Annotated in this window: 19 protein-coding genes; 11 read left to right on the plus strand and 8 right to left on the minus strand. The window is 41.8% G+C overall.

Annotated elements, in window-relative coordinates; genetic code table 11:
* Positions 1-82 precede the first annotated feature (82 nt).
* Complete coding sequence (locus tag MKX52_RS16275) at positions 83-1,447, minus strand: sugar porter family MFS transporter (protein WP_342491044.1); 1,365 nt, start codon at positions 1,445-1,447, stop codon at positions 83-85.
* 270 nt (positions 1,448-1,717) lie between these two features.
* On the opposite strand from MKX52_RS16275, the gene MKX52_RS16280 reads away from it, so the two are divergent.
* Both MKX52_RS16280 and MKX52_RS16285 read left to right on the plus strand, forming a co-directional pair.
* On the plus strand, positions 1,718-2,683 hold the full coding sequence (locus MKX52_RS16280; RefSeq protein WP_003212964.1) for an LCP family protein: 966 nt from the start codon (positions 1,718-1,720) through the stop codon (positions 2,681-2,683).
* Between the two features lie 189 nt (positions 2,684-2,872).
* Entirely contained in the window at positions 2,873-3,754 is an 882-nt protein-coding gene (locus MKX52_RS16285) for a Cof-type HAD-IIB family hydrolase (protein WP_342491045.1), read from the plus strand.
* Between the two features lie 56 nt (positions 3,755-3,810).
* Here the strand turns inward: MKX52_RS16285 and MKX52_RS16290 are convergent, their stop codons facing one another.
* The 5 genes from MKX52_RS16290 to pgsB form a co-directional block, all read right to left on the minus strand.
* A complete protein-coding gene (locus tag MKX52_RS16290) occupies positions 3,811-5,034 on the minus strand; it encodes a C40 family peptidase (RefSeq protein ID WP_342491046.1) in 1,224 nt (407 codons plus the stop codon).
* Between the two features lie 107 nt (positions 5,035-5,141).
* Positions 5,142-5,312: a hypothetical protein gene (locus MKX52_RS16295; protein WP_003213661.1), complete on the minus strand. Its 171-nt coding sequence runs from the start codon at positions 5,310-5,312 to the stop codon at positions 5,142-5,144.
* On the minus strand, positions 5,309-6,475 hold the full coding sequence (locus tag MKX52_RS16300; protein WP_342491047.1) for a CapA family protein: 1,167 nt from the start codon (positions 6,473-6,475) through the stop codon (positions 5,309-5,311). The genes MKX52_RS16295 and MKX52_RS16300 overlap by 4 nt, the downstream gene beginning before the upstream one ends.
* 18 nt (positions 6,476-6,493) lie before the next feature.
* Positions 6,494-6,943: a poly-gamma-glutamate biosynthesis protein PgsC gene (pgsC, locus tag MKX52_RS16305; RefSeq protein ID WP_012011488.1), complete on the minus strand. Its 450-nt coding sequence runs from the start codon at positions 6,941-6,943 to the stop codon at positions 6,494-6,496.
* A gap of 15 nt (positions 6,944-6,958) precedes the next feature.
* Complete coding sequence (gene pgsB / locus MKX52_RS16310; RefSeq protein WP_012011489.1) at positions 6,959-8,140, minus strand: poly-gamma-glutamate synthase PgsB; 1,182 nt, start codon at positions 8,138-8,140, stop codon at positions 6,959-6,961.
* A gap of 745 nt (positions 8,141-8,885) precedes the next feature.
* Between pgsB and MKX52_RS16315 the strand changes: the two genes are divergently transcribed.
* The 9 genes from MKX52_RS16315 to rbsB all read left to right on the plus strand — a co-directional run bounded on the left by MKX52_RS16315 (position 8,886) and on the right by rbsB (position 18,337).
* Entirely contained in the window at positions 8,886-10,367 is a 1,482-nt protein-coding gene (locus MKX52_RS16315; RefSeq protein WP_342491048.1) for a spore germination protein, read from the plus strand.
* Positions 10,357-11,454, plus strand: coding sequence for an endospore germination permease (locus MKX52_RS16320; protein ID WP_342491049.1), 1,098 nt, complete (start codon positions 10,357-10,359; stop codon positions 11,452-11,454). Before MKX52_RS16315 ends, MKX52_RS16320 begins: the two co-directional genes overlap by 11 nt.
* Complete coding sequence (locus MKX52_RS16325; RefSeq protein ID WP_342491050.1) at positions 11,444-12,586, plus strand: Ger(x)C family spore germination protein; 1,143 nt, start codon at positions 11,444-11,446, stop codon at positions 12,584-12,586. The genes MKX52_RS16320 and MKX52_RS16325 overlap by 11 nt, the downstream gene beginning before the upstream one ends.
* Before the next feature lie 117 nt (positions 12,587-12,703).
* On the plus strand, positions 12,704-13,690 hold the full coding sequence (locus MKX52_RS16330; RefSeq protein ID WP_342491051.1) for a LacI family DNA-binding transcriptional regulator: 987 nt from the start codon (positions 12,704-12,706) through the stop codon (positions 13,688-13,690).
* Positions 13,687-14,565: a ribokinase gene (gene rbsK, locus MKX52_RS16335; protein ID WP_342491052.1), complete on the plus strand. Its 879-nt coding sequence runs from the start codon at positions 13,687-13,689 to the stop codon at positions 14,563-14,565. The genes MKX52_RS16330 and rbsK overlap by 4 nt, the downstream gene beginning before the upstream one ends.
* A complete protein-coding gene (gene rbsD, locus MKX52_RS16340; protein ID WP_088002346.1) occupies positions 14,562-14,954 on the plus strand; it encodes a D-ribose pyranase in 393 nt (130 codons plus the stop codon). The genes rbsK and rbsD overlap by 4 nt, the downstream gene beginning before the upstream one ends.
* Positions 14,955-14,969: 15 nt before the next feature.
* The gene (locus tag MKX52_RS16345) at positions 14,970-16,451 is read left to right on the plus strand and encodes a sugar ABC transporter ATP-binding protein (RefSeq protein ID WP_217016046.1); all 1,482 of its coding nucleotides are present in this window, start codon (positions 14,970-14,972) and stop codon (positions 16,449-16,451) included.
* Between the two features lies 1 nt (position 16,452).
* Positions 16,453-17,406 (plus strand): ribose ABC transporter permease RbsC, encoded by a 954-nt coding sequence (gene rbsC, locus MKX52_RS16350; protein WP_342491053.1) that lies wholly within the window; start codon positions 16,453-16,455, stop codon positions 17,404-17,406.
* Positions 17,407-17,419: 13 nt separating this feature from the next.
* Positions 17,420-18,337 (plus strand): ribose ABC transporter substrate-binding protein RbsB, encoded by a 918-nt coding sequence (gene rbsB, locus MKX52_RS16355; protein ID WP_342491054.1) that lies wholly within the window; start codon positions 17,420-17,422, stop codon positions 18,335-18,337.
* Between the two features lie 238 nt (positions 18,338-18,575).
* On the opposite strand, the gene MKX52_RS16360 is transcribed toward rbsB, so the two are convergent.
* Together MKX52_RS16360 and alsR are read right to left on the minus strand one after the other, a co-directional pair.
* Positions 18,576-19,193, minus strand: coding sequence for a flavin reductase family protein (locus MKX52_RS16360; RefSeq protein ID WP_041815979.1), 618 nt, complete (start codon positions 19,191-19,193; stop codon positions 18,576-18,578).
* A gap of 50 nt (positions 19,194-19,243) precedes the next feature.
* Positions 19,244-20,140, minus strand: a complete 897-nt coding sequence (alsR, locus tag MKX52_RS16365) for an acetoin biosynthesis transcriptional regulator AlsR (protein ID WP_012011500.1) — start codon at positions 20,138-20,140, stop codon at positions 19,244-19,246.
* Positions 20,141-20,225: the final 85 nt, after the last annotated feature.

Below are 20,225 nucleotides of genomic sequence, written 5' to 3' on the forward strand. Positions count from 1 at the left end.
AGAAGATGAGAGATTGTCCTTTCTTGATTAAACGTTTGTTTAACAAAGATAAACCAGCCGCATCTGGGCAGCTGGTCGTGGTTCACACCGTTTTTCCTTCGTCACCTGTGACGGCACGATTCCTCTTTTTTAAATCGTCTTCAATTTCTTCAAGACTTTTCCCTTTCGTTTCAGTCACCATATATTTCACAAATAAGAAGGCGCCTACGCCGATGACCGCATAAATGAGGAAAAGATTACTGATACCCATCGCGCTTAGTAAAGTTGGGAATGTAAGCGAGATGATTAAATTTCCTGTATGAAGGAGGAAGGTAGAGACACCTGTACCAATCCCTCGGACATGTACCGGGAAAAGCTCAGGAAGCATGACCCAAACAACAGGACCCCAGCTGACAGCAAAGATGACAATAAAGAGACCTAAACAAATAATAGTTGTCCATCCTGCCGCTGTTGACCCTTCGAAAAATCGATTGACCACTGACAGGACAATTAAACTTAGGACCATGCCAGCATTGCCAAATAAGAGCAGCGCTTTACGCCCTACACGGTCAATAATTTTAATCGCCACAAACGTCATGACGACATTCACTGCCCCAATTCCGACGGTTCCTAAAATGGCCGCTGAATTGCCAAAACCAACGCTTGTGAATGTTTTTGGTGCATAGTAAATAATCGTATTGGTACCGATAAACTGCTGCAAAAAGGCAAGACCGACACCAGCGATTAATGCTGGGCGCACCCATGGCTCAAATAATTCCTTAAAACCGCCTTTTTCTTCACTTTCTGCCTGTTGTATGTCTGAAATTTCTTCTTCCACTTCTTGCTTACTCTTTCTCAGTTTAGATAATATCTCTTTTGCACGGTCTGCCTGTCCATGGACAAACAGCCAGCGGGGACTTTCCGGCATAAACATAATCCCACATAATAAAAGCACAGAAGGAACAACCGCAATTCCAAGCATCATGCGCCATGCCTCTGCATCCGCTAAAGCGTAATTCACAATATAGGCGAGTAGAATACCAAATGTGATCATGAGTTGATTTAATGAGGACAGTGCTCCTCGCGATTCCTTCGGAGCAAGTTCAGATAAATATAATGGAACAATCGTTGTCGAGCACCCGACAGCAAGCCCTAGCACAATTCGGAACAAGACCATCACTTCCGTATTCGGGGCAAGGGCTGTACCAAATCCCCCGATAATAAACAAAATCGCTGCGGCGATGATGGCTTTTTTTCGCCCAAATTGATCTGTCAGCTTTCCAGATAAAGAGGAACCGAGCATCGCTCCGATTAAAATCGAGCTGACAACAAGTCCCTCTGTAAATGCGTTTAACCCTAAATCCTCTTTCATAAATAAGATGGCGCCAGAAATGACACCTGTATCATAGCCATATAAGGCGCCACCTAGTGCGCCGAAGAAATATAGCCACCCATTCCGATTTTTCATGTTCATAACCCCTCTTTTGTTCTGTATGTACTGGATGTTTCTCTATGAAAAATCATTTTCCTCACTTTCTGTCACTTCAAACATTTCGATGTTTTATGACAAATATATTTCATTTGCGTATTATTGAAACTTTTTACGATAAGGATACGTCAATTAAGCGTTAGTGAAAAAAATGTCGCACTATATCCCGTTTTAAGGTATATTTGTTTTAGTTTGTAAGCAAAAAGAAGGACATTTTTACTATAAAAATCATAGCGAGGGTTTAAATATATGGATCAATCAAGAAGCAAACGCAAAGGAAAAAAGCGTTTAAAACCATGGGTGAAAGTCACTCTATTTATAGTTGGTATTCTTTTACTGACAACCGCTTCTGTCACAGGCTATGCCTACTACAAAGTGACAAGCGCTGCAAAAAAAGCACAAGTATCTTTAGATCGCGGCGCTCAATCTGTCAAACGGATTGAAGCATTCGATCCTGGGAAAGACAGCTTTTCTGTCTTATTGCTTGGTATTGACAGCAGACCGGGCGAAACAGTGAAACAAGCACGAAGCGATGCGATGGTCTTAGCAACCGTCAATCGTACAAATAAGACCGTAAAATTATTAAGCATTCCAAGGGACTCATACGTGAATATTCCAGGGCATGGGTATGACAAAATTACACATGCACACGCATTTGGTGGTGCAGATTTAACCTTAAGTACAGTCGAAGATTTACTAGATATTCCGGTTGATTTTGTGATCCAAAGTAATTTCAAAGCATTTAAAGAGATCGTCAATGAACTAAACGGAGTCTCTATTAACGTCAAGGATGAATATGTGGTCAAACAGGTTCTAAAAGATACAAAGGGCAAGGTACAGCTTCAAACAGGAACTCATACGCTAGACGGTGATCAAGCTCTCGCATATGTAAGAACAAGAAAAGCAGATAGTGATTTAATGCGCGGGCAGCGTCAGATGGAAGTATTAAAAGCCATTTTTGATAAATCAAAATCCTTAACATCTATTCCATCATATGACAATATCATTGATACACTTGGTGATAATGTCGCGACCAACCTTTCAATGAAAGAGCTAGTCGGGCTGTTCCCGCTTTTGACGTCATTGAAATCGGTGGATACCATCCAGCTAAAAGGCTCTGATTACCAGCCTAATGGAGTTTATTATTACCAATTGGATCAAAACCAGCTAAACGAAGTGAAGACTGAATTGAAGAAGCAGCTTGAATTATCATAAACAGAAAGCGTCCCTAAGGGGCGCTTTTTGATTGTTGAGATCTCTACCCTTGGCTTATTTCCTTGATCATTCAATCATTTTTGTTTAGCCTTGATAGAGAGGAACAAGCATCGTATTGCTCATGAGAATGAAAGAAATCGTACATACTTTGAAGAGGCGATTGCATGCATGAAGGAGGATTTGACAGCGATGAAAAAAATGATTGCGATTGATTTAGACGGTACACTTTTGAATACAAAAAGTGAAATATCTGCTCAAAACAGGGAGGCATTGATCCGCGCGAAGGAAGCGGGATATATTGTCACCATCTGTACTGGGCGGGCGACTTTTGATGTGAAGGAACTGCTTGGCGATTTGGACATCCCCATTATTGCAGCAAACGGCGGAACCGTTCATACAGAAGGTTATGAACTTTTCAGCCGTATCACACTTGACCAAGAAGCAGGAAAACGAGCGGCTAAAGCATTAGTAGAACGAAACATTTACTTTGAGGTTTACACGGACGATGCGCTCCTCTCTCCTTTTGATGGAAAGGAGAAGCTAAAAGCAGAATTTGATGTGATCAAAAGCGCGAATCCAAATGAAAATATAGCTGATTTATGGGAAGGGGCAATGACTCAATTCAAACAATTTGGCATCAAACCAGTGGATGATATTCGCCAGATTTTTGAGTCGAATGAAGCGACCTATAAATTACTCTGCTTCTCATTTGATATGAATAAATTACAGGAAGCACGAGATCTCCTCTCAGAAATGCCTGAGCTTTCATTGACCTCTTCTGGAAAACATATCATAGAGGTACTTCCAAAAGAGTCTGGGAAAGGACATGCCCTAAAAAAACTCGCAGCTCATTATGGCGTAGACCGCTCACATATTTATGCAATAGGCGACAGCCCCAACGATCTATCCATGTTTGAGGAAGCAGGCCACCGCATTGCTATGGGGAATGCAGTCGATGTCATTAAAGAAAAGAGCACTTACATGACAAAAGGCAATCATGAAGACGGTGTCGCTTACTTTATTGATCTGCTTTTAAAAAATCAATTCCACGAAAAAAAGACGCTTGTCTGATCAGCGCCTAGAGAGAAATCTAAAAGTCCGATACGAGCATTGATCGGGCTTTTTCTTTATTTTTTAATTCGAACAGCCGTCTCATACTTATCCTTCCAGTACGTACTTGTTTTCATATTCGTGAGCACGACACCATTTGAGACGGTCACATGAATGACTTGGTTTGATCCTGCATAAATCGCCGGCATCAATGACGTTCCATTAAAGAAAACAAGATCTCCCGGCTTCAGCTCCGACCGCTTCACAGGGGTACCTGTCTTGACTTGACCTGACGCATAGCGAGGCAGCTCAATACCAAGCACCTCTCGATATACGTACTGTGTGAACCCTGCTGTGTCAAAGCCTTGCTTTGGATTCGTCCCACCTTTGACATAAGGAACTTCACCAATATACGTAGCGGCTTTTGAGACAATCGGATTTTCTTTTGCTAATTTCAGCTCTGTTAATCGTTTCGCACCTGTCCATTTTTCGCGCCAATACGATTCAGACAAATAAGAAATCGTTACACTTTCCGAACGGCTCGCATGAATAAAACGATCACCGCCAATATACATCCCTACATGAGAAATGCCTGGCTTGTATGTGTTGCTAAAAAAGACAAAATCCCCAGGACGTATATCATCTAATGCCACTTTTTCTCCAACCATCCACTGCTGTTCAGCACTTCGAGGTAAATAAATCCCTAGTGATTTTTCAAATACATATTGTAAAAAGCCTGAACAATCAAAGCCAATCTTAGGGTCTGCTGCACCAAATACATAAGGAATACCTAAATATTTCATCGCATCTTTCACTAGACGATGATCCGAGATTTCCGGTGTGCCTGGAAGCCGTTTGACTGCATAAAACCGGTCTGTCCAGTATTTACTTTTGCTCACGTCCGTTTTCACCACACCTTGACTAAGTGTGATGTGAATGACCAGATCGTTACCAGCGTACAACGCCACATGTGTCGGGATATCTTTTGTTTCTTCTAAGCTGCGAAAATATACGAGGTCACCGGGCTGGGCTTTGTCCCATGATATCTTTTTCCCAATCTGATACTGGTCGATCACCTTACGAGGCAAATCAAATGCACCTGATGTCTTGTACACATATTGAGTAAAGCCTGATGCGTCAAAGCCCGTTTTTGGATCGGTTCCTCCTTTATGATAGGGTGATCCAATCAACTTTTCCGCTTGTTGCAAAGGAGATGCTGTTTGAGAAGCTGCTTCTGATTGAGACATGAACATCAGCCCTACGAGCGCACACCCACCAATCACTATTCCTTTCCATTTCATGATCTTTTCCCCTCCTTTCTTCTATAGTTTCGTCATGACACCTCACCTTTTACACCTTTTTTCGACAAAAAAGAGCACGCAATGCGTGCCCTCTATGCTCGTTAGAGTTATTTACTTGCTTCCGTTTTTGACTGTTTTTGTTGTTCGATTTTCTGCATTTCAACCGAGATCTTTTGTTTTTCATGATCTGTGAGGCTGTCACTAAATTTAAAAGCAGACATAAAGACAAAGACTAAAATTAACGCAACAAACGGCCAGCTGGCTTTTAGAAATTTCATTTCTTCTCTTTCCCTCCGTTTTCTTTTAAGTGTTTAACTTTATCAGCGTGATCTACTTCAAAGAAAATGTGTCCGTCTTTTTCTTTCCAATCCGCATTCGTACCATTTGTCAGCATACGGATAATGGATTTTGATTCAAAAGATCCTGCTTTAACTGGTGCAGGTGTTGCTTCTTTGATGTACATTGGGACAACTTCAAATGTCGCTTTTCCATCTTCATTCAGATGATACTGAACAAGTGCAGAATCACGTGTTCTTGACCAGCCTTGGTCAAAAATAAAGTTTCCTAAGCTATAGAAGATCGCCGTGCCGTTATAGACTTCCATTGGCTCAAGAACGTGCGGATGAGCACCAATAATGATATCAGCACCAGCTTTTGACATCGCTCTTGCCAATTCTCTTTGTCTATCGTTTACCTCATTGTTGTACTCCTGTCCCCAGTGAGCATGAACAACGACGACATCTGCCTTTTCAGCAGCCTGCGAAATCATCGGAATAAAGATAGATGGATCGGCTGGCAAGATACCTGCCTTACGATTCGTTGCTTTAAAATCTTTCCCATACACATCTGTAAAACCAAGTGTAGCGATTTTGACACCATTTACTTCTTTATACGAAATGTTCTGCTTCGCATCCTGAAGGTTACGGCCTGCGCCTGTATAATCCATGTCCGCTTGTTCAAAGGCATCAATTGTTTTGTTTAGCCCTTTTTCACCATAGTCTGCCGCATGGTTATTCGCAAAGTTTAATGCAGAGAAATTCAAATCCTTCAATGCTTTGACAGAATCCTCATCTGTTTTTAAATGAATATTCTTTTGCGCCGCTTGTTCTTGATCTGATGCGACTGGATGCTCAAAGTTACCAGTCACATAATCTGATACATCAAAGTATGGTTTGGCATAGCGGAAGAGATGCTGTTTTCCATAACGGTCTGTTACTTTCTCTACGTTTCTTCCAAACATAATGTCACCGACAAATGAAGCGGTCAGGATGTTTTCTGGATTCTTTTGCACAGTTGGCACTTTTGCTTGCCCGATAAACGTAAATAGAAATGTACAAGCAATGACGATCGGTAAAGCAATCAGCACGTGTTTATTCGTTTTTTTCTTTTGGCTCTTTGTGATTTTCAGCAGCTTTTCCTGAAAGCTCAATTTTTTATTCATCATTGGACACACCTTATCTTAAAATAGATAGTAAACATACATGATGGCAAATGTTGCACCACTTAGAAGTAACGTGCTTCCAAGGGTAATCGTAAGACCTTGCTTTTGAATCGTGTTCGCAATCAATCCAGGAACGATAATACCGATTCCGCGGAATTCTGCTATTTCAAATGGGACCACTGGATAGAAGAAATCAAAGACAAGCTTTAAGGCAATCCCTGTAATGAGCATCGCAGCAAACTTTCTGCGTCCGTATAAAATCATAAATTTTGATAGACCAAAGCGAACGATGACATACGTAAGCAAACTGACAGATAAGACAACTAAAATGAAAACTGGCTGGTTAAATACAAGCGCTAGATAACCTGGTACAACAAGTCCAGCTGGTACGATTCCTGTTTTTTCTGCAAAGATTAAACTAAGTAGAACACCTAAAATTAACGAGATATAAAGATCTGATCCGAACATTTTCTATATTTCCTCCTAGCTGACAAGCTGCTTAATTTTGTATTCTTGAATTTTTTCGATTAACGGTTCAGCGGCACCATGAATATTGCCGACTCCATAAACCACTCGATTATGAAGCTTTTTCTCAAGCATGTTCATAATTTCTTCTGTAGATTGATATTCAAGGTTGTGTAAGTGGTCAGCCGGAATTTTTCCATCCTCATATGCCTTTACAATTGGATCTGTTGTTTCACCAATTAAGACGAGATCACTTGCTTCAATATAAGGAAGTACATCCTCCGCAAACTGGATCGTTCGATCTACACGATCCGCTCGGCAGTTCATGATAATAATCGGTTCATCAGTTGGATATCCAATTTCTTTCACACGCTTCCAAATATTCAATGTAGATGATGCGTCATTTGCCGCAAAACCATTTACAAAGTGTCCAGGTGTTTTCGCATCCATTAATGGAAGAATTCTCATCGCTCCTGGATCAGGTGGCGCATTTAACATTCCACGGAATGCCGTATCTTCATCAATTCCCAATGCCTGTGCAACACCAAGTGCAAGTGAGGCATTATCTGGGAAGACCATGTACTCAAATTTCCGTAAATACTCATCGGAAATCTTTGAATTATCTGCAACAATGACTTCTGTATTGCGTTTTTTCGCAATCTCTTTAAAGAAATCCGTATATTCACTATCCGTAATAACCAAGTGTCCATTGTAAGGAATTGTCGCTGTAAAGGCTTCTGCTATTTCATCAAGTGTCGGCCCCATGACATCCATATGATCTTCAAGAACGTTTACGATCACGCCAATATTCGCTTGAAGCAACTCTTCCTGAAAGATAATTTGGTAATCTGGATTGACCGCCATACATTCACTGACGATGGCATTTGCTCCTCTTTCAACGGTTTCTCTCATGACTTCCTTCTGCTCACCGATATTCGGTCCTTGCGGTTTCCTTTTAATCGGTTTCTCCTCTGGCGTATCCCAATAAATCATTCTTGCATCTGTTCCCGTTGTTTTGCCGACAGTTTTATAACCTGCCTCCATTAAGATACCGGTTGTCAATCTTGTAACGGTAGACTTTCCGCGAATACCATTAATATTGACGCGCACCGGTAGGGCATCGATATTTTTCTGGTGACGCTTCTTTTCAATAAAGCCAATCCCTAACATGATGACACAGGCTATAACGATTAACCACATCGCTTATCTACATCTCCTTTTTTTATGAGTGTGATATGTAAATTCAATCAACAGTATATAGGTTCAGCATAAAATCACAATCGGTATTATGTAACATAATCTTTCACTTCCTCGTATGCCAAATTCCTCTAATCAGAAGGTGGATTGACCTAGCTCTTCTTTAAATGAAAAGGTCAAAAGATGGACAAAAAAGAGCCTGAATTTTGGCTTCAATCAAGAGTAAGCGTTACCATCAAGCATCGAAAAATCTTTTGTCCTTTTCTCCCTAAATTTTTTGACAATTGTTAAGATGTATTTTGAATCAATGTTTTAAAACCTTTTAAACTCTATAACATCAGTCATATCAGCGCTTTAAATGAATAGTGCGTGTTTTGGAATGTTTTTGTTTTTTGAAGGAACAGGTTAGAAAGTCATCCTCATCCGTCAGAAAGCGATGCGTTGACCTATGACAAAGGTCACCACTAAAAAAATCAAGCCATATGCTTATTTTAAGGTCACAAAAAAATGGGATAAGATGTAAACTATTGATCATTTTGAAATGCCTGTTCTTTACGATATTCGCTCCTTATGACCTAAACAATGAAACATTATTCATTTGTTTTTATCAACATTCATCATTTCTTAACATTTTTAATATGATTTTAGTTGAAAGTTGTCAGCTTATGTCATGCTTTCAACTAAGATGACGAATAAAATCGGACTCTCCGCTCACACTATGGTTAAAAACTGTGAGAGGAGGCTAAAGATGCCAAACACCAATGAACAAACACGCTTGCATTTTTTATCAGGCAGCTTCGAGGAGAAAATCCGCATTCTGAAAAAGACATTTCAGCAAAGTGGGGATTTTGAATACCGGGAGTTAATGGTGAATGAAACGAAATCTGTTTTGTTTTTTATTAAAACAAGAGTAGATGAAGGCAAGCTAAATGATTTCATTATCGGCAACTTGTTAGGACCACCTGGAAAGCAGGATTATACAAAATCTCTTAGCACACTCGAAACTGGTGACTTGACGCTGATTACAGACAGCATCATTGCAGGAAGTATTGCCTTTCTTGAAGAAAATGCCTCACAGGTTAAATTGTTTACCGTTGGACAGCCTCCTCTGCGTTCTATTTCAGAACCTTCTTCAGAAAGCATCATTGCTGGTGCTCATGATGGATTTGTGGAAAGTTTAGATACGAATTTATATTTGCTGCGTTCTCACTTAAATGATCGGAAGCTCGCCATCCAGTATCATAAGGTCGGTACAAAATCAGAAACAAAGCTTGCGATTGTTTATATATCTGATGTGGCGAATCAAGAAAAGGTAGAAGAGTTAAACAGACGGATTTCTTCTATTAAAGTAGACACATTGATAAGTCCCGGCTCTATCGTTGAGGCAATTGAAGATGATTCATTTTCTATTTTTCCGCAGCTGATTGATACAGAACGCCCTGATAAGGTGAGATCTGCCATTCTTGAAGGTCGAATTGTGGTGCTGATGGACGGTAGCCCTATGGCAATTATTCTTCCTGTCACCTTTTTTAGTTTTTTTCAATCACCAGATGATTATAATAGCCGCTGGATACCAGCTACATTTATTCGTGTTTTGCGTTATCTTGCCTGCATCATCGCAGTCATCCTGCCATCTTTTTATATCGCCGTGATTGGGTTTCATTATGAGGTGGTCCCTGATGAGCTCGCCATTACGATGAAGAACTCTATTATTGGGATTCCCTTCCCTCCTTTAATAGAAGCCATGCTAATGGAAATTACCATTGAACTCATACGGGAAGCTGGGGTGCGTCTGCCAAAACCCATCGGGCAGACCATTGGGATCGTAGGCGGTTTGGTCATTGGGGATGCAGTAGTACAAGCAGGACTTATCTCGAATGTTCTTATTGTTGTCGTTGCCGTGACTGCTGTTGCTTCCTTTGTCCTTCCTTCATTTGAAATGACGTCTACCATCAGGATGCTGCGTTTTCCGCTCATGTTCATGGCTTCAATGTTTGGCTTTATCGGCATTTCATTTGGCCTTGCCATCGTCCTCATGAATTTATGCCGCCTAGAATCTTTAGGTGTACCGTACTTATCACCTGTTACACCTTTTAACTGGCAGGATTTAAAGGATACCGTCATTCGACTACCTATGTGGATGTACAAACAGCGTCCTGTCTATTTAAATCCGCAAAAGAAAAAACAAATTGAACAATTGAGAGGATGGGAAAAGAAAAATGAAAAATAAAATATCCTCATCTCAAGCGGTCTTTTTTCTCATTCAATCTCAAATTGGTGTAGGGATTTTAGCGCTTCCTCATCTGCTGATGAAGGATATGGGGCATGATGGGTGGATGGCGATCATCTTAGCGGGTGTCTTTATTCAAATCATCAATACCATATTTATTTACATCATTCAGAAATATCCTGACATCTCGTTCTTCCAAGCATTAACCAAAGTCTATGGGAAATGGCTAGGACGAATTTTGATCGGACTGTATACCATATATTTTGCCTCGGTCTGTATTGTGGTTCTGTCGATTTTCACCAGAATGCTTGGTATATGGGTATTGCCGCTTACGCCAAACTGGGTGATCAATTTATTGCTGATGATCTCTATCGTCTACATCGCAAAAGAAAAAATCACAGCGATCGTCAGATTTAACTTTATTTTGACGCCCTTATTACTCATGCTGTCTTTACTCATGCTGTATTCATTAAAAGGAACCAATATTGATTACCTCATGCCTTTCTTCCAAACGGACCTGTCTCAGTTTCAACTTGGATTGAAAGATGTGGTGCTCTCAATGAACGGCTTTGAAATGATTCTCATCATCTCTCCTTTCATGAAAGGCACGATCAAAAAACGGTATAAGGTCATGACCATTTCAAATATATGCACGACGCTTTTCTACCTATTTATTACATTAATTTGTTTTATGTTCTTTAGTCCGATTGAGCTTGATGTCATTCCGAATCCTGTGCTTTATCTATTAAAGACCATTTCATTTGGAATAATTGAACGAACAGATTTAATTTTCCTTAGTTTCTGGGTGTTTGTTATTCTTGCCACACTTAGCAATTACCTTTACTTCTGTGCCAATGGCCTAGCGAGCCTTCTTAAAACAAAAGAGCATAAAAAATATGTCTATTATTTTGCTATTTTCATTTACGCAGCTAGCTGTTTTCTCGCAAACGATAACTTTAGAATACAGCGCTTCAACGACTTTACGACCATTGCTCAGATCTCAGTTATTTACACACTTCCGATTATTATGGCCATCATCATCTTTATCAAACATCGTAAAGGGAAGGTGAAATCGCATGCGTCATAAGTTTTTGCTGACGCTCCTCATGTGTATATCCCTAATCTTCATGCCTGGCTGCTGGGATCAAAACTTATTAAAAAATATCTCTCTTGTGTTAACGTCTGCAGTTGATCAAGGCGAGGACGACAATGCGAAATTTTCCATCACCTATCGTAAAGTCCAGCAGTCTCAAAGCATGGAGCAAGGAAATACAGGTAGCTATTTGACCACTCTTCTCACAACGGAAGCTCCTACATTAAGAAAAGCAAGAACCAACTTCAGCCGAATTGTCGATCAAAAAATTGATATGTCAAAAATGCGGGTCATGCTCATTGGTGATGAATTTGCTCAAACTCAGATTCTCCCTTACTTAGATATGTTTTATCGAGATCCAAAAAGTCCTTTGCTCGCAAATCTTGCAGTGGTACAGGGAGGAAGCTGCGGGGAATTAATCAATCAGCTCCTCAAGGAGAAGCTCATTGTGAGTGATTATTTAAATAACCTTATCACCACTGCAGCTCGATCCTCCCAAGTAGCACCGAAAAACATTCAAAGCATTCGTTCCAAAATGCTGCAAACTGGAGAGGATTTCACCCTGCCGTTACTTCACTATGATCAAGAGAAAAAACTAACGAGTGTAAAAGGCGTCGCCCTCTTTGATAATGAGAAAAAGAAAGGTGAGCTGTATGGACAAGATGCCATTCTTCTCACTGTCATGGACGAGAAAATGGGAAAATATGCGAACTTCACTAAAAAAGTAAGAAGTGATATGAAATCAAAAGAGAACAATTACATCACCATTCAAGTGACAGATTCGAAGAGAGACATCAATATTATCAATCCTGACCATCGAAACTTAACCTTTTCTCTCGAGTATGAATTCACGACCTCTGTCCTTGAATACCCGAAAGATAATCTAGACACAGATAAGAAAATTGAAATGCTCAACAAAAGGCTTTCCGCAATTTTGACAAAAGAAGCAGAAAAAGTGGTAGCTGTTCTGCAAGAAGCAAACTCTGACGTCCTCAGCCTAGGCAGAAAATATCGGGTAAAACACTATGATGAATATATGAAAATGAATTGGGTTACTGAATACCCAAATGTAAAAATCATCCCAAAAGTCAAAGTGAATATTACACAAACAGGGATTATTAGTTAAGAAAAGGAAGATGTGATCTTTCTTTTCTTTTTTTATTTTTTTAAGATTGTCATTTAAAAGCTTTCGTGATAATCTATTTGTGTAAACGGTTACACATTGAAGAAGGGAGGCTCTCCATTGGCTACAATTAAAGATGTTGCAAAAGCTGCACAAGTATCTGTTGCCACTGTTTCGCGCGTACTGAACGATACTGGATATGTCCATACAGATACGAAAACCCGCGTGACACAGGCGATGCAGGAGCTGAACTACTTTCCCAATGAAGTGGCTAGATCCCTTTTCAAAAGAGAATCTCGCTTAATCGGTTTGATCTTACCTGATATCACAAACCCCTTCTTTCCTCAGCTTGCTAGAGGCGTAGAGGATGAGATTCATGCGCAAGGTTTTCGGTTATTATTCGGTAACAGTGATGAAGATCTAGAGAAAGAATTGGCTTATCTACAAACATTTAAACAAAATCAAGTGGTCGGTGTCATCGCTGTCACAAATGAACCCGAATCAGATATATACAATGATGATGAATTGCCGGTTGTGTTCTTAGATCGAACCGTCTCGCATGCACCTTCTGTATCTGCAGATGCTACAACTGGCGGGAAAATGGCCGCAATGGAATTAATCAGGCGCGGTAGCAGGCAGATCACACTGCTGAAAGGACCTGCCCACCTTCAAACAGCGAGGCAGCGATTCAAAGGTGCACTCGATGTACTAACCGAAAAAGGCGTCGACTTCCAAGTGATGTCTAATGCTTCGTTTTCTTTTCAAGAAGCCCGCAAGAGTGCTAAGGCTCTTTTCCAGCTGTATCCTGAAACAGATGGCATCATTGCCAGTAATGACATTGTCGCAACAGCGGTCATACATGAAGCGCTTCGGATCGGAAAAGCCGTTCCAGAGGATGTTCAAATCATTGGGTTTGACGATATTCCGCAAAGTGAGCTGCTCTTCCCTTCCCTATCGACGATTAGGCAGCCTGCCTATGAAATGGGAAAAGAAGCAGCGCAGCTGTTAATCAAAGCGATTCAAAAACAACCGATAGATCAACCAGTTATCCAAATGCCCGTCTCTTTTATTGAACGAGAAACAACAAGAAAGGTGGATTCACAATGAGTCATATTGTCGTAGTAGGAAGCTGCTCTATGGATTTAGTCGTCACTTCGAATAAACGACCAAATGCCGGTGAAACAGTGTTAGGCGAAACATTTAAAACCGTCCCAGGCGGAAAAGGCGCCAATCAAGCAGTCGCCAGTGCAAGGCTCGGTGCTGATGTATACATGATCGGCCGAGTCGGTGATGACACTTATGGTCAAGATATTCTCAGCAATTTACAAGATCAAGGGGTTCGCACCTCATATATGAAACCGGTTACCGAAATGGAAAGCGGCACGGCTCATATCATTTTAGCAGAAGGTGATAACAGCATTGTCGTGGTCAAAGGGGCAAATGACAAGGTCACTCCTGACTATGTAAGAGAAGCACTTTCTACAATAGATGATATTGGAATGGTGCTTATTCAGCAGGAAATACCTGAAGAAACGGTTGAAGCTGTCTGCGGCATTTGCAGCGAAAAAGAAATCCCTGTGATTTTAAACCCTGCGCCTGCCCGCAAAGTATCACAGCAAGTGTTAGACCAGGCTACCTATATTACACCGAATGAGCACGAAGCTGTTCTCATGTTTAATGGACGCTCAATTGAAGACGCCTTGCGTCAATACCCTAACAAATTACTGATTACTGAAGGAAAAAATGGGGTTCGATATTTTGACGGATTGAAAGAAGTGCTAGTCCCAGGCTTTCCAGTCGAAGCAGTTGATACAACAGGAGCAGGCGATACCTTTAACGGAGCCTTAGCTGTCGCCCTAACAGAAGGCAAATCCCTTTATGACGCGCTTGCCTTTGCCAATCTTGCAGCATCTATGTCCGTCACAAAGTTTGGCGCACAAGGCGGTATGCCAACAAGAGAAGAACTGGAGAGAAAGAAATGAAAAAAAACGGCATCCTAAACAGCCATATCGCCAAAGTACTTGCTGACCTTGGTCATACAGATACAATCGTCATCGCAGATTGCGGCCTGCCTATTCCAGAAGGTCCAGTCAAAATCGACCTATCATTAACGATCGGCACACCATCCTTTCAGGAGGTCACCTCCCTCCTTCTTCAGGAAATGGCGGTTGAACACATTACGGTGGCTAGTGAAATCCAAAAAGCCAATGAGCGAGATCATCTATTTCTAAAGAAAGCGTTCTCAAAACCATTACATGATGTAGACCATGAGACGTTCAAAGACATGACCAAACAGGCAAAAGCAGTCATACGCACGGGTGAAGCCACCCCATACGCAAACTGCATTCTTCATGCCGGTGTCATCTTTTAAAAGGAGGAGCCAGATATGAACATTGAGATGCATAACATCCATAAGGCCTTTGGAAAAAACACCGTTCTTTCCGGGGTCTCCTTTGACCTCGTCACAGGTGAGGTCCACGCGCTCATGGGTGAAAATGGCGCAGGAAAATCAACTTTAATGAACCTGCTCACAGGTCTTTATTCATTAGACCAGGGAACGATTCATATCGACGGGAAAGAAACCGCTTTCAAAAATCCGAAAGAAGCGGAACAACACGGTATCGCCTTTATTCATCAAGAGCTAAACATATGGCCGGATATGACCGTCTTGGAAAACCTATTCATCGGGAAAGAACTCTATACGAAGTTTGGATTGCTAGACACAAAGAAAATGAAGGTTCTTGCTCAAAGCCAGCTGGACCGATTGTCTGTGAACCTCTCGCTTGATGAAGAGGCAGGTAGCTGTTCTGTTGGTCAAAAACAGATGATTGAGATTGCAAAGGCATTAATGACGGATGCGAAGGTCATCATCATGGATGAACCAACGGCAGCTCTAACAGATCGTGAGATTGAAAAACTCTTTCAGGTTATTGAATCTCTCAAAAAAGAAGGCGTATCCATCGTCTATATTTCTCACCGTATGGAGGAAATTTTTGCGATCTGCGACCGGATTACAATCATGCGTGATGGGAAAACGGTCGATACGAAAGCCATACCTGAAACGAATTTCCATGAGGTCGTCAAAAAAATGGTCGGCCGCGAATTAACAGATCGATACCCTGAGAGAACGCCTTCTCTAGGAGATACGATCCTTGAGGTAAAGCAAGCGACAAGAAAAGGACAATTTCAAGATATCAGTTTCTCCGTTAAAGCTGGAGAAATCGTCGGTATTGCAGGCTTAATGGGCGCTGGCAGGACCGAAATGATGCGGTCACTGTTTGGTCTTGATTCTCTTGATCAAGGGGAAATCTGGGTTCATGGAAAAAAGGCTGTCATTAAAAAACCAAGTGATGCCGTCAAGCTCGGCATCGGCTTTATTACAGAGGATCGCAAAGATGAAGGACTTATGCTGGATGCTTCCATTCGAGAAAACATTGGTCTGCCAAACTTAAAAAGCTTCTCTCCAAAGGGACTGATCGATAAAAAAAACGAACAGGATTTTGTTGACCTCCTTATCAAAAGATTGACGATTAAAACGGCTTCCTCTGAAATCTCTGCTCGCAGTCTCTCTGGTGGAAATCAGCAAAAAGTCGTCATCGCCAAATGGATCGGCATCCAGCCGAAGGTCTTGATTTTAGATGAACCGACAAGAGGTGTCGACGTCGGAGCGAAGCGAGAAATCTACCAGTTAATGAATGAACTGACCGATCGAGGTGTTGCCATTTTAATGGTCTCCTCTGAGCTACCAGAAATTTTAGGGATGAGCGATCGAGTGCTTGTCATTCATGAAGGAACCATCAGCGGAGAATTAAATAAAGCAGACGCAACACAAGAACGAATTATGACACTTGCTACAGGAGGGAAGTAACATGAAACCACTTACTTCAAATGGACGATTTGACAACATCATGCAAAAGCTTGGGCCATTCTTAGGACTCATCATCCTTGTCGCCATTGTTTCTATTTTAAACCCGGCCTTTTTAGAGCCATTAAACATCTTAAACTTACTGAGACAAATCTCCATTAATGCCCTCATTGCCTTTGGTATGACATTTGTTATTTTAACCGGAGGAATTGATTTGTCGGTCGGTGCCATTTTAGCACTTTCTAGTGCGCTGACTGCCGGATTTATCGTGTCTGGTATGGACCCGATTTTAGCGATTATCGTTGGCAGTATCATCGGCGCTATTCTTGGGATGGTCAACGGTCTTTTAATCACAAAAGGAAAAATGGCTCCTTTTATCGCAACACTTGCCACGATGACCATTTTTAGAGGATTAACACTTGTTTATACAAACGGAAACCCGATTACAGGACTCGGCTCGAACTACGCCTTTCAGTTATTCGGCCGCGGATATTTCTTAGGCATTCCTGTTCCAGCGATCACGATGCTTCTCACCTTTATCGTACTATGGGTACTGCTTCATAAAACGCCTTTCGGCAGAAGAACATATGCCATTGGCGGAAATGAAAAAGCTGCGCTTATTTCAGGAATCAAAGTACCGCGCGTAAAAATAATGATTTATTCATTGGCAGGTTTCATGTCTGCTTTAGCAGGTGCCATTTTAACATCTCGTCTAAATTCTGCGCAGCCAACAGCTGGTACATCCTATGAGCTTGATGCGATTGCTGCTGTTGTACTTGGCGGGACAAGCCTGTCTGGCGGTAGAGGAAGAATTGTCGGCACACTGATTGGGGTGCTCATCATCGGAGTCCTGAACAATGGTATGAACTTACTTGGAGTTTCATCATTCTATCAATCTGTTGTGAAAGGGATTGTCATCTTGATTGCAGTCCTACTAGACAGAAAGAAATCTGCTTAAGGAGGCAGCTGCTATGAAAAAATATCTCATTCTCATTTTGACTCTCTCATTGTTCATGCTTTCTGCCTGCTCGCTAGAATCGCCAGAGTGGGCCAAATCAACAAAAGATGGGAAGAAAAAAGACATCAAAATCGGTCTCTCGATCTCGACCTTAAACAACCCATTCTTCGTTTCTCTCAAAAACGGGGTGACAAAAGAAGCGAAAAAGCTTGGCATCGAAGTTGTCATTGCAGATGCACAAAATGATTCAGCGAAACAAACAAGTGACGTAGAAGATTTAATTCAGCAAGGGGTCGACGCCTTACTTATCAACCCAGCGGACTCGTCTGCTATATCGACTGCTGTTGAATCAGCGAATGCTTCTGATATTCCAGTCATCACATTAGACCGCTCAGCTGAAAGCGGAAAAGTAGAAGCACTTGTTGCCTCAGATAACGTCAAAGGCGGCGAAATGGCGGCCAATTTTATCATCGACAAGGTCGGTAAAGGAGCCAAAGTCGCTGAATTAGAAGGTGTACCAGGCGCTTCTGCTACACGTGAGCGCGGAAAAGGATTCCACCAAATAGCAGATAAAGATCTAAAAGTGACAGCAAAACAAGCGGCTGACTTCGACCGAACAAAAGGATTGAATGTCATGGAAAACCTCCTTCAAGGAAACCCTGACATCAAAGCTGTTTTTGCCCACAATGATGAAATGGCACTTGGCGCTCTAGAAGCAATTCAAAGCTCTGGAAAAGACATTCTCGTCGTTGGCTTTGACGGAAACGAAGATGCACTCAATTCAATCAAAGCAGGAAAACTATCTGCCACAGTCGCCCAGCAGCCAGAGTTGATCGGGAAACTAGCAGTCGGTGCTGCAAGCGACGTCTTAAAAGGGAAAAAAGTAGAAAAGAACATCGCAGCACCACTGAAACTAGAACAGAAAAAATAAACACAAAACCCCCGATTTCCCTCGGGGGTATAGATTGTTGACAAAGGGCTAAAATGATCTTGATTTTAGCTCTTTGTCTTCTTTACAGCGTGATAGAAAACCTTTGCAGCCCTAGGAAGGACGAGTACTGGCGCGGAGCGAATTTGACATTCGTGAGCACCAGCACGCAGGACTGACAACGAATGCGAGGGTTTGTCTACACGCTGAAACCACCGATTTCCCTCGGGGGTTTTTCCTATTATTCTGGTCTTTTCAGCACAAATGACGTCCCTAAATGGGCGTAATCATTTCCCGCTAAACGTGCGACTGGCTTTAATTCATGAGTCGAAACATAACCTTTTTCCGCATCATACACAGCCTCATCTAAATGCGCACACACAACCCGGCCAATGATATGATCGACCGTGATCTCCCCTTCATCATTTTGAAAGGTAAGATGCTTTTCAAGCCGACATTCAAAGCGAATACGTGCTTCCTGAATTCCCGGAACTGAAACGACATGGCTCTGTACTTGATGAAGACCGGTTCGATCCAGCTCACTCTCTTCCTGTGGCAGCGTAGCAGCTGTTTCGTTAATATCTTCTATTATCGCTTCATCACTCACATGGACCACAAATTCTCCCCTGTCAATCACATGCTGCGCTGTATCTTTCATCTGACCTTCTCGTCGTCCGATAGAAACGGCGAGGAGCGGTGGGTGTCCGCTGATGACATTAAAGAAACTAAATGGTGCGGCATTTACGATATCGTCTTTAGACAGACTTGTAATAAACGCAATCGGTCGTGGAACAATAGAACCCGATAATAATTTATATGCTTCTTTTCGTGATAGCTGATCCATTTGCAACGTAATCACTTCAGACAAGCCTCCTTTTGGTGTATCGACATCATACCATATCTCTTTTTCTATGCCTCTGATTCAGACTCGGTGCGATGCAGGATATGGTGGACAAGATGAAATAAAGCAGGATTATGATTTTCTCGTCTATAGGAAATCGTCCATTCTGCCAGAAGCTGTTCACCTTCAATCGACCGATACACAACATCTAGATTAAATAAACGCCGGGCTGATTTCGGAATGACCGCAATGCCGATCCCAGCTGTGACAAGGCCAATCACCATTTGATATTCCGCCGCTTCCTGCACGATATTTGGAGAAAACCCGTACTTTTCACATAGCAGGACAAAGTGTTGATAAAGGGACGGCCATGATTCCTGTGATAAAGAAATAATCGGTTCATTTCGAATATCTTCGATCGTGACCGCCTCTTTTTTCGCCAGCGGATGATTTTTCGGAATCGCAAAAATACATTCACTTTGCTTCATCAAACGGCTGATCAGTTCTTCATGAGGAGATGTAGGATGTAAAAAACCGATATCAATCTCCCCATTTAAAAGCGCGCCTAGCTGCTGCGGAACAGAAAGCTGCTCCAGCTCAATACTGACAGAGGGATACAGCTCTCTGAATTCGCGTACAACTGGTGGCAGAATATCATATGTCGCTGTTCCAACAAACCCTATGATGATTTTTCCCAGCTCTCCTCTTGCTGTATGCCGGGCATGATCAACGGCTTTATCAAGCTGATGCAGCACACCCCGCACCTCATGTAAAAAGACCTTTCCAGCAGCTGTTAGCTCCACTACTCGCTTCGACCGGTGAAACAAAGGAAATCCCAATTCTTCTTCAAATTGCTTAATTTGCTGACTAAGTGGAGGCTGTGTCATATTCAACCGTGCGGCTGCTCTGCCAAAATGCAGCTCCTCCGCTACTGTGACAAAATACTGCAAATGTCTCAGTTCCATCCTTTCACCCCTCGCACACTTATTCGTGAAACATATTAAAACCACGTTAAACATATATTGGAAATTTTCCATTTTGAAATGTATA

It is taken from the genome of Bacillus sp. FSL R5-0422, assembly GCF_038610765.1.
GTDB classification, from domain to species: domain Bacteria; phylum Bacillota; class Bacilli; order Bacillales; family Bacillaceae; genus Bacillus; species Bacillus pumilus_O.